Source organism: Acinetobacter sp. GFQ9D191M, assembly GCF_011174875.1.
In the GTDB taxonomy this organism is placed as follows: domain Bacteria; phylum Pseudomonadota; class Gammaproteobacteria; order Pseudomonadales; family Moraxellaceae; genus Acinetobacter.
Map to the genome: position 1 here is coordinate 15,787 of NZ_JAALGV010000118.1, position 15,299 is coordinate 31,085.

The following is a 15,299-nucleotide window of genomic DNA, read 5'->3' on the forward strand; positions in this document are numbered from 1 at the left end:
GCTGACCCATTAAGCGTTTTGAGTGTTTTATTTCCCTATTTTTTTAAGTGAAAATAACGAAAAAGCCCTTATATCCGCAGATAGAAGGGCGATGAAAATTATAGATTCTGAAGTTTTAAACGATTGGCATGTTGACGGTACATCGCCACCGGATCCGGAGCAAACAGGCCTTTAAGACCAAACATCATATTGGCCAGATCGGTATGGTTCAGCTTGTACTGGTCATTAATCACCTTACCAATGAATGCACTACAACGGGCAACCATGCCATCGTTGTCTTTATTGCCGTAAGATAAAGGGCCAAGCTGCATCAGGATGGTATCGATATCCAGTGCATTGGTCGCTTGAGCCACACCGGTCCAAGAATAATAATAGATACCGTTACGGTCTTTTGATTTCAGGTTCTTATTACAGTTTTCTGTGGAGGCTAAGACACCATCCTGCACCATCTGTTTGGCCACGCTGGCATTAAAAGAGCTGGAGCCAATTTGGGTCAGGGATTTCATGGATGCATCGAAATCAATTTCCAGTTCAGGTTTGAACTGTCCCAGTGCGATCAGTGGCCCAATAATATAATCACCGAGAACATTAAAAGCAGTGCGGGTAAGAGTATTGTTCTGAATATCATCGGCCACTTTAGAGCCATGATAGGTGCCTGCAACCCCCGTAATGGATGTAATCTGCTGCGGTCGAGTCGCTGCCACATAGAGTACAGTCGGGCCACCATGGGAGTGACCGATGAGATTGATTTTTTCCTTCCCTGTAATTGCCAGCACTTCATCGACCTGATGAATGAGCTGTTCACCACGGTGGGTCGTGGTATTGGCAGGCGACAATTGGGCGGCAAACACGGTAGAGCCATTACGAGCCATATCCGGCAGAATCTGATACCAGTAATCTAAGCCAATGGTATCAGTACCTATGCGTTGCCAGCCTAGCCAGCCATGCACCATCAGAATAGGATATTTGGTTTTGGCATAGTCTGATTTGGCTTTTTCAGTGACCTGAACTGCACTTGCTGCCGCCTGGGTTTGTGTTGAAAAGCCAAAACCGAGGCCTGCTGCCAAGGAAAGCGCCAGCATCTGTGTTGTTTTAATAAAAGTACGCATAACCGTTCCTTTGTTCATTTTATTGTTATAAAAAGCAATCATTGCTCGGGAGTATTGATGCACGATAAATATTGAAGTTGGATGTCTCGATCGTGCAGACCTAATCTTCAATCACGCGCAAAAATTATTATTTTGAAGCAGAAGCATTTTTTCATGCTGATGAGCCAATTCCATGTCATTTCGGGCCATGCCCGATGAGCATTTATGAGTCCATAAATTTGCAATTTATATACGTATGTATTTTATTTTTAACTCCTTGAAATATAAGATTGATGAATGTTTAGGTTGAAATAGTTAGAAACAAATAACAATGTAAAAAAAAGTAATCAGCCCAAGAAAATCAAGGCTTTCAGAGGGAAATGGCTCTGTCAAACTCTCAAAATAGAGGGTCAGCGTTACTGTTTTTATATAAGAGATGGGACAAAAAAAAGGGAATAAGAGAAGATATTCGACGCCGTAGCAGTACTGTGTAGCTACGGCGTCAATGAGCAATTTTAGCTGAAAATTAATTGGCAAAGGGTAGGGTCCCACCCTGATCATGTACCTGTTCAAATGTACCTACACGAAGCTGTTCTTCAGGGCGCTGGAAATGTTTCTGACGCAACTGATCAACTGCCTGCTGTTTGGCATTTTCACTCAGGCCACTTTTTAGGATGTTATCGCGCTCGCCCAAGTAACGCGTCACACTGGATTTCCAATTCGCACGTTCATCATCAAGTTTTTCCAGACGTTGGGTTGCTTCAGGACCGACCAGATTCAGGCGCATCTGACGGATTTCTTCCGCAGAACCACCTCGGGCTTTAATATCAGCGGTGAGTTTACGCAGATCTTCCAGTTTATTCAGTTGCTCCAGATTTTCTTGCCAGTCCTGCGGTAACTGCGCAAACAGTTCTTTTAGCTTCTGGGCTTTTTCTGCTTCGCTGAGCTTTTTATCCGCCATGACTGCCATCCGGTCTAAGGTATATTCATGATAAGTATCTTCAGTGCCAAACAGTCCTTCAATTTCATAATCAGAGAAAAAGCGTTTACGCAGGTTCTGGGTGCTGGCATAGATACTGCGGTAGTAAGCTGGATCTTCTTGATCCAGACCTGCAGGTGGAGTCAGTTCTCCCAAACCTTGACGATACTGGATATAACGATCCCAAAGATCCAGAACTTGTGAGAGTGCAGGATCCTGATAATTTTGTTGAATATAGGCTTTAAAATCTCGCTGGATTTGTTCGAGGGTTTTTTCCCCATATTGGGTAATAAAATATTCAAAACAGTTACGGGTCTGTTCATTGACAATCAGGCGATTACTGGCATCCATCTGCATCTGGCAATTAATTTCCGTATCCTGCTGGCTTGGACTCGGGAATATATTATTTACGGGGCCATTGGCCAGTGCTGCTGCCTGTTGAGCGCTGCTTTCATTGGTGGATTGCGGGCCCGAGACACGTGCCTGTGCTTCATCCCTGGGCGCAAGCCATAGAATCAGGGTAATCAAGCACAAGATGATGAGCGCAATCACGATCCATAGTTTATATTTCTGCATATCCTATGCACCTTTATTTTAATTATCGGATTATTTTAAATTTTGCATTCGGCAGGATAGGAGATATTGCACCTTATATGCTGTAGAAAAGTTGTAAATAATTGGCAGGGGTTTTACCATTGCGCCAATTTATAAAATGTCTGACTTTTTGCCATGAAAGCTTCATCTCCTAAAATTCAGCATCGTCATATCAGCGGTGTATTTCTATTAAATAAGCCTCTAGGCATCAGCTCGAATGCTGCATTGCAAAAAGTACGCTGGTTATATCGTGCGCAAAAAGCTGGACATACTGGTGCACTAGATCCCTTGGCATCCGGTCTTTTACCGATCTGTCTGGGTGAGGCGACCAAGTTTTCGCATTATCTGCTGGATTCAACCAAACGTTACCAGACCACAGTTTTTCTGGGACATAGCACTACGACAGGTGATGTCGAAGGAGAGATTCTGCTGGAAAAACCAGTCCCTAAACTGAATGAAGAGTTGATTCAGGAGACAATTGCCAAGTTTGTTGGTGAGATCCAGCAAGTGCCACCGATGTATTCGGCTCTGAAAAAAGAAGGTCGTCCACTGTATGAGTTGGCACGTAAGGGTATTGAAATTGAACGTGAAGCACGTCCAATTACCATTTATGCAATTGAGCTTTTATCTTTTACTGAAAATAGCATTACGCTGGATGTAACTTGTTCCAAAGGCACTTATATCCGGGTACTCGGCGAAGATATTGCCAAAGCTCTCGGTACCTATGGTCATCTGACTTATCTGCACCGGATTCAAACCGGTCATTTTGATATTATTCCAAGCTATACCATTGAATATCTGGAAAGCTTGACTGAGGCAGAACGTGAAGCACTATTACTGCCAGCTTATGCACCGGTACAGCATTTCCCGCAGATTCAGGCACCGGAAGGCCGTGCAGAATATTTTAGCCGAGGTATGGAAAGTAATATCGATCATCCGGCAGAGCCACAGGTGTTGGTCTTTGATGGTGAGAAATGCTTAGGCCTGGCTGAAATCACGGATAAAAAACGTCTGGTACCTAAACGTGTTCTTAATCTCTAGGCGCGTTGAATAACAATGGACATCGAGATTATCCTCAGTCTGGTGCTTTTTGCCTTTATGGCCGGAGCGATTGACGCTGCCGTCGGTGGTGGCGGTCTGATCCAGATCCCGGCGATTATGAGCAGTCTGCCGCAGCTGCAACCTGCCACAGTATTTGGCACTAACAAGCTAGCCTCTATTTTCGGTACAGGCTCGGCAGCCTTTTCCTATCTTAGACAGGTCAAGCTGCCATGGGTTTTACTTGGTGTAATTGCGCTGTGCAGCTTTATTAGCTCATTTATTGGAGCAGCCAGTGTCACCTTGATTCCGGTGGATATTCTCAAGCCTTTTGTGCTGATCATGCTGATCGTGATTGCGATTTATACCTTCATGAAAAAGCAATTCGGACGGGTACATGTCGAGCAAAAGCTGAATAAAAAGATGCTGATACTGGCAGCACTAGGCAGCCTGGCCATCGGTTTTTATGACGGAATTTTTGGCCCGGGGACAGGCAGTTTCTTTATCTTTTTCTTTATCCGTTATCTGAGTGTGGATTTCTTGCATGCCTCAGCTTTATCGAAAATTGCCAATTTCACTACTAATCTCGCGGCACTGAGTTTCTTTATTCCTACAGGTCATGTGCTATTTCTGGTGGGTGCCATGATGGCAGCTGCGAATATTGGCGGTTCGCTGTTGGGTGTTAAGCTGGCCTTTAAATATGGCAGTGGTTTTATCCGGATTCTGTTTCTGATCCTGGTCAGTTTGCTGATTTGCCGTATGGCTTATCAGATGTTTTTAGCCTAAAGATAGATGTAAACTATTCTCAATATTAAAGTTTTTTATACAAATTCGCCTTATAAATATTCCTGACCATTTGCCGGTTTCACTCTATGCTGAAGCAAAGGCATGACAAAAACAGGAGAAAAATTACATGACCACCATTTTTGAAGCATTAAGGGAAAGTCATGAAATCCAGCGTGATCTGGCAGAAAAATTACTGCAAACTTCGGGGGATTCGCCAGAACGTCGTGAGTTGTTCAAGCAGCTGAAGAATGAACTGTTTGCGCATGAAACCGCAGAAGACCGTTACTTTTATATTCCCTTGATGATGACAGATCCCGGCCTGAACATTACCCGTCACGCCTTGGCAGAACATCATGAAATGGATGAAATGATTGAGGAACTGACTGAAACTGAATTTAGTAGCCCAGGCTGGATTGCAATTGCCAAGAAACTGTCAGATAAGGTACATCATCATTTGAAAGAAGAAGAGCATGCTTTCTTCCAGCAGGCCGGAAAAATTCTGGGAGATGAACAAAAACAGGCTTTAGCGGATCAGTACAAAACTGAATATCAGTGTTATAAAGAAATGAAAAAAGACATGCTGGTTAAAAGCTAATATTTAAATTTATTTAAATTCAAATTTTCATGACAAAAAAAGATGGCCAGAGTGCCATCTTTTTTTATTTATTCAGCTTTCTATTTTCCGGGTTTTATATTGCTGTCGTGCTTCCCGCATGGTCACGCCAACTGAAGCCAGCATAATACAAACCAGTGCGACGGTTTGAAGTAGCGTAATTTTTTCACCCAGCAAAATAAAACCTACCAGTGCCGCCAGAGCTGGAGACAGACTGGAAAGCGTACCATAACTGGTTTTATTCAAGTGCTGGAGCGCTTTTAAATCCAGCGCATAAGGAATGGCTGTTGCCAGCACTGCAATAGTAATGGCCTTGCCCCAATATTGAGTATCAATCAAAGCAGAGGTGTTGTTATATAGGCCGATTGGTAGTAAACACAGGGCTGAAATACTGATGGCAATCGTCAGTGCATGCATCCCGATATTTTGCTGTACTACGCGTTGCCCAAAATAGATATACAGCGCCCAGCAGAGGCCAGCCCCTAAGGCGCAGGCTGCACCAAACAGGTCAAAGTTACTGCTATTGGCTTCCCCCCATGGCACCATCAGCACAATACCTAAAATTGCCAGTAGCACCCAGACATAGTCCTTACGGTTCTGAATCGAAATTAAGGCCAAGCCTAGCGGGCCAATAAATTCCAGTCCGACCGCAATTCCTTGCGGGAGTATACCCAACGACATGTAGAACAGGATATTCATCACGCCTAGAGAAGCACTATAGCAGAGCAGATCCCGCCATTTCAGGAATTGTAAACGTCGGATAACTTTCCAGGAACGGAACATGATACAGACAATAATGGCGGCAAAGCAGAGTCTTAAAATAGTGACAGTGATCGGGTCAAGCACCAGGAAAAGTTGCTTGGCGAAGGATGCACTGATCTGGTATGAAGTCATGGAGAGAACCATGTACAATACAGCAAGAAGTTGGACGTTTGGCATGGGAGAAACTACTTATACCAGAAGGGTATAATCGAGATACAGAAGAAAGCGGAAGTATATCAAACTGGTTAATTTTTGATGAGTAGGGCAGAAGAATATTTTGTGAATACGAAGCAGATTTTGGATCAGTGGATTTAAATTTTTGATTTTATCCCCCACCGAAAAAATTAAATTCAACGTTAATTGTTGATGAGATTGTGGTTACAAATTAATCAATTTTTAATTTGATCTTAATTTTATATTTATTAAAATGGCTTAGACCTCATGATTTGGGTCAACTTTAAAATAACAATGAAAAATAAAACGATGAAAAAATAATAAGGTAGATAATAATGAAATTAAGATTACTCTCTTGTGCTGTCTTGAGCCTTATGCTGACTGCATGTGGTGGCTCTGATTCTGATAATAACGAGCCAGTCGCAGGTCAACCAACCCCAACCAATCCTGGAACCCCGGATAATGGTGATGGAACATCAGATACGATTTCTGAATTCTATACATATCAGTTCAACCTGCCGAATATTGATGCTTCAGATATGGAGTCGGAAAAGCTTCTATTGGCCAGTCATAAAAATAAAATCACTGACGGCATCTTGTATGCAGATGATAACCGGACTGTTGATACTGAATATGATCTTGATGAAGATATGACCTTCCCAATTTATGTCACAGAAAAAGGCGTATTCCCTGCAGATCGTGCCCGTACAGCATTAGGTTATAAACTGGAAAAAGTACTGGAAAATACTTCTGAACAATTTACCAGTCGTCCCGTCACTATTCCGGAAAATAACATCAGCAATCATCGACACCTAGAATGGTACGACCTGTCAGGTAAAGCATTAACTGAACGTACCAATATTGCTGTCGTGAAGATGTATGACGATACCGAGACCAGAGTTTTCTTTGATACTGATACCACGGATGCTGAACGTAAATATTACAATCAGTTTGCTACCAATTTTGTCGGTTTGCAGAAGGCACGTACTTTCCCGAACGGATCTAAATGTTTCCGTATTCTGGCGGAACATCCTGAGGAAGAATTTATTGAATTTGATCCGGATATCAAAACTGGCTATCGTACACTGGCTGAATGGCAGACAGGCGAGTCTGTTCAAGAGATGGCGAAAACCATTTTAGATGGCACGATGGCTAACCTGAAATTTAAAAAAGCCGAATATAAAGACGATGCTCAGCAATATTATAAATACTTTGGGGCGATCGAATATCAGGGTGAAATTTATTCCAGTACTTTCTCGGAACATGGAGAGCATATTGATCATGCCGATTATATTGCTCAAGCAAGAAAAGCTGCCTTGGACAATTTAAGGGAAGAGGGTGCAACTCCTCTAATGCTCAAATGGACAGATTACCTGTATGACCATCTTGCTTCGGCATGTGATGGCTATAATGTGACAGCAGCTACAGCATTAAATACAGCTATTAAGGATGCAACGCCACGCTAAAATTAAATTAATCATCTTAAAAAAGGCGCTTGAGCGCCTTTTTTATTTAATACTTTCTTCTTTGTGTCATCACCGTACAGCCAATCGACGCACTGATAATGGTGGCCAGCGCCAGCCATTGTGTCCACAATAAAGTCTCGCCTAAGAATACAAAACCGGAGAGTGCTGCAACCGCAGGTTCCAGGCTCATTAGAGTGCCAAAACTCAATGCGGTTAAATTACGCAGTGCAATCATTTCCAAAGTAAAGGGTAAGGCACTGGCAAGTGCAGCCAAAATAACAAAATACATGAGGCTGCTTGGCTCAAACACATGAGCAGGCATTCCCGCAAATAGGGCAATCGGCATCAGCACCAGCATGCCGACGAACATGCCCAGACACACGGTATGATTCCCTGATACACCCGAAGGTTTTTGTCCGGCCACGATATACAGTGCCCAGCAGGAACCTGCACCTAAGGCAAACAGGATGCCAATCGGATCAAGCGGTTGTGCAGCCTGATCAAAGGGAAACAACAGAACCAGTCCCAGAATGGCCAATCCTACCCAGATAAAATCAAATTTCTGCCGGGCATAAAACAGGGCAACACTTAAAGGGCCAATAAATTCAAAAGAGACTGCGATTCCAATCGGCAATCGATCAATTGCCAGATAAAACAGCATATTCATGCCAGCTAATGCCAAGCCATAGCTGATAATGGCTGGCCATCTGACCTGGCGGAAATTGATCTGCCAGACTTTAAAAATGAGCGCCAGAATCAATGCACCCAATAGCAGGCGCATCGCAGAAACGGTCAGGATCGGGAACTGGCCAAACAGATATTTGGCAAAGGAGCCGCTGCTCTGCATGCTGATCATCGCGATCAGCAGAATCAGCGGCGCTTGCACCATAGGTGCAATTTTAAGATTTGGCATGACTAAATTTGTTTCGATTTCTCGAAGAGCGGAAGAGCAACATCAGCTGAGTAAGGCTTAAAAATAAAAACCTTTAAGCAATAAAAAAACCACAGCCCGAAGACTGTGGCTTTTTAAAAACCTGAATTAGAACAATACGCGAACGCGGATTGTACCTTCAAGATTGTGTAAAGTATCGAGTGCTTCTTGAGATGCAGTTGCGTCTACATCCATCACCAGGTAACCCACATCGCCTTTGGTCATTAAAGTCTGACCAGAGATGTTGATGCCGTGTTCAGCAAACAGGTTGTTGATCTTAGACAGCACACCCGGAATGTTTTTGTGGATGTGAAGCAGACGGTGTTTGCCTTCAGTTAATGGAAGCGCGATTTCTGGGAAGTTCACTGCAGAAAGCGTCATACCTTTATCTGAATAAGCTACAAATTTCTCAGCAACTTCCAGACCGATGTTCGCCTGAGCTTCCATAGTAGAACCGCCCACGTGTGGAGTCAGGATCACATTTGGAATGTTACGTAATGGAGAAACGAATTCTTCACCGTTCGCTTTAGGCTCTTTAGGGAATACATCAACCGCAGCACCCGCAAGATGGCCAGATTTCAATGCTTCAGCCAGATCTTCGATCACCACACATGTACCACGTGCCGCATTGATGAAGATTGAGCCTTCTTTCATTTGCGCGAATTGTTCTTTGGTCATGAAATTACGTGTAGACGGAACATCAGGAACGTGAATAGAAACAACATCAGCATTTGCAAGAAGTTCGCCCATTGTGCCGACCTGACGTGCATTACCCAGTGGTAATTTAGTCACTGTGTCGAAATAGATCACTTTCATACCCAGGCTTTCAGCAAGGACAGAAAGTTGTGAACCAATTGAACCGTAACCAACGATACCTAAAGTCTTACCACGAGTTTCGAACGAACCTACAGCAGATTTGTTCCAGCCGCCTGCATGTGTATCTGTAGATTTTTCAGGTACACGGCGAAGCAGAAGAATCGCTTCAGCAAGTACAAGTTCAGCAACCGAACGTGTATTTGAATACGGTGCGTTGAATACCGGAATACCGCGACGCATTGCTGCATCCAGGTTCACCTGGTTAGTACCGATACAGAAACAACCTACCGCGATCAGTTTGTTCGCAGCTTCAAACACTTCTTCAGTGAGCTGAGTACGGGAACGGATACCAATGAAGTGTGCATCTTTAATCGCTTCTTTCAGTACTTCACCCTCAAGCGCTGTTTTGCGATAGTCGATATTGGTATATCCAGCTGCATTCAATGTGTCGATTGCGTTCTGGTGAACGCCTTCTAACAATAGAAAACGGATTTTATCTTTAGGTAGAGATAGATGTTGGCTCATTACGGCTCCGCTACAAAGGCCAAATTTAGTCGCCGTATAATAGCACAGGAATGGGGCGGTTATACATTTCCTTGATGACTACAATATCAGCTATTTTTGCAAGTGATAGTAGTGAAAATGATAGAACTGGTTGAATTAAACTATCATTTTCAAAGGTATATTGTCAAAATTGTCATTTTTTAAGGGAAAGCCCTAAAAATAGCTTATAATATTGCGCCATGCTGTTTAAGCTGCCAGTTTTGGTGCTTTAATCATCATGTTTCGCCTGCTTTGTATACAGGTTTTAATGCCTGAAAAATATACAAATAAACCGGCGAGGTCTCTCTTGTTTAATTCATGCTAGGTCTGCAAACGATGAATGCTCCAGTCGCTTTAACCCCAGAGTTATTGACCCAATTGACTGCAATTGTGGGTGAAAACCGTATTAAAACTGATGCGGACAGCCTCCAGAATTGGGGTCGTGATCATACCAAACACTTTGATCCAAACCCATCGGTCATCGTTTTCCCATCTTCGACTGAACAGGTTCAAGCAATTGTGAAGCTTGCCAATCAGTTCAATGTTGCAGTGACTCCATCAGGTGGTCGTACTGGTCTTTCTGCAGGTGCTGTCGCTGCGAATGGCGAGATTGTGGTAAGCATGGACAAGATGAACCAGATTCTGGAATTCTTCCCGGCAGACCGTATGGTGCGCGTACAGGCAGGTGTGGTGACTGAACAGTTGCAAAACTATGCTGAAGAGCAGGGCATGTATTACCCGGTTGATTTTGCCTCTTCTGGTTCAAGCCAGATCGGCGGGAACATCGGCACCAATGCTGGCGGGATTAAAGTGATCAAATACGGCATGACCCGTAACTGGGTGCTTGGCCTGACTGTGGTGACTGGTAAAGGTGATGTACTGCGTCTAAACAAAGGCATGATTAAGAACGCAACAGGTTATGCGTTACAACATCTGTTTATCGGTGGTGAAGGTACCTTAGGGTTAGTCACTGAAGCAGAAATCAAACTTGAGCGTCAGCCACACGACCTGCAAGTGCTGGTACTGGGCGTACCTGATTTTGATGCGATAATGCCAGTATTGCATGCCTTCCAGGCGAAAATCGACCTGACTGCATTCGAGTTCTTCGGTGAGCTGGCAATGCAAAAAGTACTGGCCAATGGTCACGTACAGCGTCCATTTGAAACTGAATGTCCATTCTATGTATTGCTTGAGTTTGAAGCGCCGTTTGAGCCGATTATGGACAAGGCGATGGAAATCTTCGAGCACTGTATGGAACAGGGCTGGGTGCTGGATGGCGTGATGAGCCAAAGTCTTGAGCAAGTACACAGCTTATGGCGTCTACGTGAAGACATCTCTGAGTCAATCGCTCCATTCATTCCATATAAAAATGACATCTCTGTACTAATCACTCACGTACCGGCATTCATTAAAGAAATCGATGCGATCGTGAATGAAAACTACCCAGACTTCGAAATCTGCTGGTTCGGTCATATCGGTGACGGTAACCTGCACTTGAATATCCTGAAACCGGCTGACCTGACCAAAGATGAATTCTTTGCGAAATGCCAAGTCGTGAACAAGTACGTATTTGATACGGTGAAAAAATACGATGGTTCAATCTCTGCGGAACATGGTGTAGGTATGACCAAGAAACCTTATCTTGAATACACCCGTTCAGCTGAAGAAATCGAATACATGAAAGCCTTGAAAAAAGTGTTCGATCCAAATGGCATCATGAACCCAGGCAAACTATTTGATCTTTAATCGGAATAGATTTACAAAAGCGCATCGAAAGGTGCGCTTTTTTTATTGCTCTGTAACTGGGCTTACAGAGTCTAAATAGCGTTAAGCTGAAAAGCCCGGCATGATAATTTCTGCATAATAAAGATAATCTGGGTTAAACAATATGTTACGGTTATTGGCGGTTACAATTTTAGGTCTGGGTGTGATGACATCAGGTTGTACAACCACCCAGAAAGTGATTGCAAAAGTGCAGTCTTCTTCGGATACACCTTTGGATCAGGTGCTTAAAATGAGGCCTGACCTGCGTGAAGAACTGGCAACAGTCGAGATACGTCAGTTCTTTAATCGTGTTGAGTCACCGACGGTTGGACAGGTAAAAGTGACTGAAACAGGTTTGATGGATGATTCGGTCAGATCGATTCAGACCATTTATCATTTTAGGAAAGAAGAGAAAAACTGGAAAATGCACAATACTGAAAAGCTCTATCAGTGTGTACGCGGTTCAAATACCAAAACTTTCCAGAAGGCAGTCTGTCCATAATAATGTTTGATCTTTAAACAAAACTTCGTTAAAAGCGTATCTTCAGGATGCGCTTTTTTGCTAAGAGAAATTATGGATCAATTCATAGATTATATTTCAAATAAATTGTTGACCTATGAGGGCTTCAGTGAGCCCCTAATGGATAAAAACGGAAATACTGATAAAAAGAGAATGGTAGTTCACGTATATACTTGGTTGAAACAATTTGATCCTGATGAACAAGAAAATTTAGGCAGAATTACAGCTAATCTTCTACAAAAAGCTTACATTGAAAAAAATTATGAACAGCAATTTATTGAGAAACAATTTGAAAATGAATTAATAAGAAGAGGAAACTTAATAGCTACTCCATTAACAATTCAGCGAAATGGAGAAAGTCAAAAAACTATGGTCGGTTTTTATAATAAGCTGGTGGAAGAAAAAGGTTTAGAATACGATACACAAAATTATTTGTATCTAGATGACTTCATGTTTAGTGGAGGACGAGTCTTTAATGATTTATCTAATTATATTCCTTTAATTAAAAGAAATATAACTATTATTGTTTTAGTTATTGGATGGCATACTTCCGGTCAATATTACCAAGCAAATGCACTTGGTAAAAAAATCGAAAAACATAATAAAGAAAATAATTTAAATATTGAGTTAAAGTGGCTATCTATTGAGAATTTAAGACTTGAAAATAGATTAATTTATAATAATAGATCTGATGTTCTGTGGCCAATGGAACAGACTTTAGATTTACCTGAGCTTATGACTAGAAAGATCCCAGGTTTTAAATATAGAACTGGTTTTATAGAGAGTAAAATTTTTGATAATCATAATGATAGAATTTTTCTAGAAAAAATCTGTCTTAAATATGGGTTCAAAATTATTGATAGATGTACTAATGTTCATAAGACTACAAGACCATTAGGAAATTCTAAATTTGATTATGGCTTTGGTGGATTAATATTTAATTATAGAAACTGCCCAAATAATACGCCTTTAATTTTTTGGTGGGGAAGTAATGATCCGCATCATTTTATGAGCCGACAATGGTATCCATTAATGCCAAGAAGAGTTTATTAAAAATGGATAAATTAGCTGAAAGAATTTATAACCCTAATAATGAAGATTTAGCTGTATTTAAAAAAACACATGAAGAGTGGGGGGGATATTCTAATATGGCTGCCGGTTTTCCTATTATTGTTAATAATACAATTATAAGATCATCGGAAGCATTGTATCAAGCTCTTAAGTTTACTGGTCATCCAGAAATACAAAGGAAGATTATTTCTGAAAAAAGTCCGATGACAGCGAAAATGGTTAGTAAGCCTTATAAAAGCCTTATCAGAGAGGATTTTGACATTATCAAAATTAAACTTATGAAATGGAGTGTAAGAGCTAAATTACTTTCTAATTATGATAAATTTAAAGCTTTATTATTAGATTCAAATAATAAAATCATTGTTGAAGAGTCAAGAAGAGATTCTTTTTGGGGTGCTAAAAGACAACCAGATGGAACGCTAGTTGGGGTGAATGTTCTTGGCAGAATTTTAATGGAACTAAGATATGAACTTCAAATAGGGAAGGACTTAGAGGTTTTAGGGCGATTAGATATTCCTCATTTTGATTTTTTAGGAAATCCTATTAACCCTATTTATAGAATAAATTTAAGTGAAGAGACACAGTCAAAAAATATTCAGAGTGATTTTTTTTATTGAAAATTTTTCTTAATATCTTAAAGTTTTTAATAAAAAGGCACACAGATTTTAAAAACAGACTCTGCTACACTTCGCTGAATTTTCTAATTCAAGCTCTTTTAAAGTTCTAAAAAGAGTAATTGAGTATTAACTCTTCCATGCAAAACGCCCAAACCCACAAACTGACCCGTGCCACACTGATGTTTCCTCTGGCACTGGTGCTGTTTGAATTCTCCGTCTATATCTGTAATGACCTGATCCAGCCGGCCATGTTGGCCATTACCCGTGATTTTGGTGTGAGCAGCTCTTGGGCACCATCTTCTATGTCCTTTTTCCTGTTAGGTGGGGCATTTGTTGCCGCAATTTTAGGACCCTTATCAGACCGTTTAGGCCGTAAAAAAGTCCTGCTCGGTGGCGTGGCATTTTTTGTAATCTGCTGTCTGGCAATTTTACTCACACCGAATATTCAAAGTTTTCTGTTCCTGCGCTTTTTACAAGGTTTTGGCTTGTCCTTTATTGCTGCTGTGGGTTATGCCGCGATTCAGGAAAGTTTTGAAGAACGCGATGCCATTAAAGTCATGGCACTTATGGCCAATGTCTCCTTGCTGGCACCCCTTTTAGGGCCAGTGGTCGGTGCCTTTATGATTGACCATGTCTCATGGCACTGGGGTTTTATCGGCATTGCCTGTCTGGCATTTCTGAGCTGGTTTGGACTGAAAGCGAAGATGCCGAATCCGAATATCAGTATTCCCAAACAGCCACTCGGCTATATTATCGATGACTTTAAACAGGTCCTGAAAAATAAGCGTTTTGTGATTATGACCATGGCATTGCCACTGGTGAGCTTGCCATTGATGTTATGGATTGCCTTATCTCCCGTGATTCTGGTTGAAGAACTAGGCTTGAGCAGCATGCAATATGGCCTGGCTCAGTTTCCGGTATTGGGTGGCCTGATTCTGGGCAATATCATTCTGCTAAAAATTATCGACAAGATGCCGCTCGGTAAAACAGTGATGCTGGGTGTGCCATTGATGTTGTTTGGAACCATTTTGCTTTTAGTGGGAATGCTGATTTCGGATTATTTTCTGCATTGCCTGATTATCGGTACCACTTGCATCAGTCTGGGTGAAGGGATCAGCTTCTCGGTATTGTACCGTTTTGCCCTGATGTCATCTGAAGTGTCTAAAGGCACGGTTGCGGCAATGGTATCTATCTTGATGATGCTGAGTTTCTTTACCGTAATTGAAGTAGTCAGAATTGCTTATGAAGCTTTTGATCTTTGGGCTTATTGCGGTGCCTCGTTTATTTTAATTGCGCTGTGGTTTGGCTTGCCGCGTATGCAGCTGAAACAGGTGATGCTGGAAAGAAAAGGGCGAGGGGAGTTTTAAAAGAATTCCTTTCTCTTAAATATTTAATCGAATGAAGCTATTTACTTTATGTGCCTCAAATACAAGTATTAAATGTTCTCTCTCCCTATGGGAGAGAGTGAGAGAGGGAAATATTAATAAAATAACCTCACCCTTGCGCAGCAGTGCTGCTTGTATCTTGATTGATATAG

General features: G+C 41.9%; 14 protein-coding genes. 9 read left to right on the forward strand and 5 right to left on the reverse strand.

Features of this window, described 5'->3' with window-relative positions; genetic code table 11:
* Positions 1-98 precede the first annotated feature (98 nt).
* The gene (locus G5T77_RS15125) at positions 99-1,109 is read right to left on the reverse strand and encodes a triacylglycerol lipase (RefSeq protein WP_166138006.1); all 1,011 of its coding nucleotides are present in this window, start codon (positions 1,107-1,109) and stop codon (positions 99-101) included.
* 505 nt (positions 1,110-1,614) lie between these two features.
* Positions 1,615-2,643, reverse strand: a complete 1,029-nt coding sequence (locus G5T77_RS15130; RefSeq protein WP_166138003.1) for a lipase secretion chaperone — start codon at positions 2,641-2,643, stop codon at positions 1,615-1,617.
* Positions 2,644-2,796: 153 nt separating this feature from the next.
* Between G5T77_RS15130 and truB the strand changes: the two genes are divergently transcribed.
* The 3 genes from truB (at position 2,797) to G5T77_RS15145 (ending at position 5,080) form a co-directional block, all read left to right on the forward strand.
* Positions 2,797-3,702 (forward strand): tRNA pseudouridine(55) synthase TruB, encoded by a 906-nt coding sequence (gene truB / locus G5T77_RS15135; protein ID WP_166138000.1) that lies wholly within the window; start codon positions 2,797-2,799, stop codon positions 3,700-3,702.
* 15 nt (positions 3,703-3,717) lie between these two features.
* Positions 3,718-4,485 carry a TSUP family transporter gene (locus G5T77_RS15140; protein WP_166137997.1) on the forward strand — a complete coding sequence of 256 codons (768 nt, stop codon included), beginning with the start codon at positions 3,718-3,720 and terminating at the stop codon, positions 4,483-4,485.
* A gap of 127 nt (positions 4,486-4,612) precedes the next feature.
* On the forward strand, positions 4,613-5,080 hold the full coding sequence (locus tag G5T77_RS15145) for a hemerythrin domain-containing protein (RefSeq protein WP_166137994.1): 468 nt from the start codon (positions 4,613-4,615) through the stop codon (positions 5,078-5,080).
* Positions 5,081-5,152: 72 nt separating this feature from the next.
* On the opposite strand, the gene G5T77_RS15150 is transcribed toward G5T77_RS15145, so the two are convergent.
* On the reverse strand, positions 5,153-6,037 hold the full coding sequence (locus G5T77_RS15150; RefSeq protein WP_166137992.1) for an EamA family transporter: 885 nt from the start codon (positions 6,035-6,037) through the stop codon (positions 5,153-5,155).
* 332 nt (positions 6,038-6,369) lie between these two features.
* On the opposite strand from G5T77_RS15150, the gene G5T77_RS15155 reads away from it, so the two are divergent.
* On the forward strand, positions 6,370-7,500 hold the full coding sequence (locus tag G5T77_RS15155; RefSeq protein WP_166137989.1) for a hypothetical protein: 1,131 nt from the start codon (positions 6,370-6,372) through the stop codon (positions 7,498-7,500).
* 46 nt (positions 7,501-7,546) lie between these two features.
* On the opposite strand, the gene G5T77_RS15160 is transcribed toward G5T77_RS15155, so the two are convergent.
* Both G5T77_RS15160 and serA read right to left on the reverse strand, forming a co-directional pair.
* Positions 7,547-8,413, reverse strand: a complete 867-nt coding sequence (locus tag G5T77_RS15160; RefSeq protein WP_166137986.1) for an EamA family transporter — start codon at positions 8,411-8,413, stop codon at positions 7,547-7,549.
* Positions 8,414-8,539: 126 nt separating this feature from the next.
* Positions 8,540-9,772: a phosphoglycerate dehydrogenase gene (serA, locus tag G5T77_RS15165; RefSeq protein ID WP_166137983.1), complete on the reverse strand. Its 1,233-nt coding sequence runs from the start codon at positions 9,770-9,772 to the stop codon at positions 8,540-8,542.
* A 354-nt stretch (positions 9,773-10,126) separates the two neighbouring features.
* Between serA and G5T77_RS15170 the strand changes: the two genes are divergently transcribed.
* The 5 genes from G5T77_RS15170 to G5T77_RS15190 all read left to right on the forward strand — a co-directional run bounded on the left by G5T77_RS15170 (position 10,127) and on the right by G5T77_RS15190 (position 15,129).
* Complete coding sequence (locus G5T77_RS15170) at positions 10,127-11,536, forward strand: FAD-binding oxidoreductase (protein ID WP_125279697.1); 1,410 nt, start codon at positions 10,127-10,129, stop codon at positions 11,534-11,536.
* 142 nt (positions 11,537-11,678) lie between these two features.
* A complete protein-coding gene (locus G5T77_RS15175) occupies positions 11,679-12,056 on the forward strand; it encodes a hypothetical protein (RefSeq protein WP_004787040.1) in 378 nt (125 codons plus the stop codon).
* A gap of 138 nt (positions 12,057-12,194) precedes the next feature.
* Positions 12,195-13,127, forward strand: a complete 933-nt coding sequence (locus tag G5T77_RS15180; RefSeq protein ID WP_180011169.1) for a hypothetical protein — start codon at positions 12,195-12,197, stop codon at positions 13,125-13,127.
* 2 nt (positions 13,128-13,129) lie between these two features.
* Positions 13,130-13,762 carry an NADAR family protein gene (locus G5T77_RS15185; RefSeq protein WP_166138021.1) on the forward strand — a complete coding sequence of 211 codons (633 nt, stop codon included), beginning with the start codon at positions 13,130-13,132 and terminating at the stop codon, positions 13,760-13,762.
* 137 nt (positions 13,763-13,899) lie between these two features.
* The gene (locus G5T77_RS15190) at positions 13,900-15,129 is read left to right on the forward strand and encodes an MFS transporter (RefSeq protein ID WP_166137977.1); all 1,230 of its coding nucleotides are present in this window, start codon (positions 13,900-13,902) and stop codon (positions 15,127-15,129) included.
* Positions 15,130-15,299 lie beyond the last annotated feature (170 nt).

Excerpts from the sequence above, each read along its gene's own strand:
- G5T77_RS15130 (WP_166138003.1), bottom strand. The coding sequence starts at position 2,643 with ATGCAGAAATATAAACTATGGATCGTGATTGCGCTCATCATCTTGTGC.
- G5T77_RS15160 (WP_166137986.1), bottom strand. The coding sequence starts at position 8,413 with ATGCCAAATCTTAAAATTGCACCTATGGTGCAAGCGCCGCTGATTCTG.
- G5T77_RS15155 (WP_166137989.1), top strand. The coding sequence starts at position 6,370 with ATGAAATTAAGATTACTCTCTTGTGCTGTCTTGAGCCTTATGCTGACT.
- G5T77_RS15175 (WP_004787040.1), top strand. The coding sequence starts at position 11,679 with ATGTTACGGTTATTGGCGGTTACAATTTTAGGTCTGGGTGTGATGACA.
- G5T77_RS15190 (WP_166137977.1), top strand. The coding sequence starts at position 13,900 with ATGCAAAACGCCCAAACCCACAAACTGACCCGTGCCACACTGATGTTT.
- truB (WP_166138000.1), top strand. The coding sequence starts at position 2,797 with ATGAAAGCTTCATCTCCTAAAATTCAGCATCGTCATATCAGCGGTGTA.
- G5T77_RS15185 (WP_166138021.1), top strand. The coding sequence starts at position 13,130 with ATGGATAAATTAGCTGAAAGAATTTATAACCCTAATAATGAAGATTTA.
- G5T77_RS15125 (WP_166138006.1), bottom strand. The coding sequence starts at position 1,109 with ATGCGTACTTTTATTAAAACAACACAGATGCTGGCGCTTTCCTTGGCA.
- G5T77_RS15140 (WP_166137997.1), top strand. The coding sequence starts at position 3,718 with ATGGACATCGAGATTATCCTCAGTCTGGTGCTTTTTGCCTTTATGGCC.
- G5T77_RS15150 (WP_166137992.1), bottom strand. The coding sequence starts at position 6,037 with ATGCCAAACGTCCAACTTCTTGCTGTATTGTACATGGTTCTCTCCATG.
- G5T77_RS15170 (WP_125279697.1), top strand. The coding sequence starts at position 10,127 with ATGAATGCTCCAGTCGCTTTAACCCCAGAGTTATTGACCCAATTGACT.
- G5T77_RS15145 (WP_166137994.1), top strand. The coding sequence starts at position 4,613 with ATGACCACCATTTTTGAAGCATTAAGGGAAAGTCATGAAATCCAGCGT.
- G5T77_RS15180 (WP_180011169.1), top strand. The coding sequence starts at position 12,195 with ATGGATAAAAACGGAAATACTGATAAAAAGAGAATGGTAGTTCACGTA.
- serA (WP_166137983.1), bottom strand. The coding sequence starts at position 9,772 with ATGAGCCAACATCTATCTCTACCTAAAGATAAAATCCGTTTTCTATTG.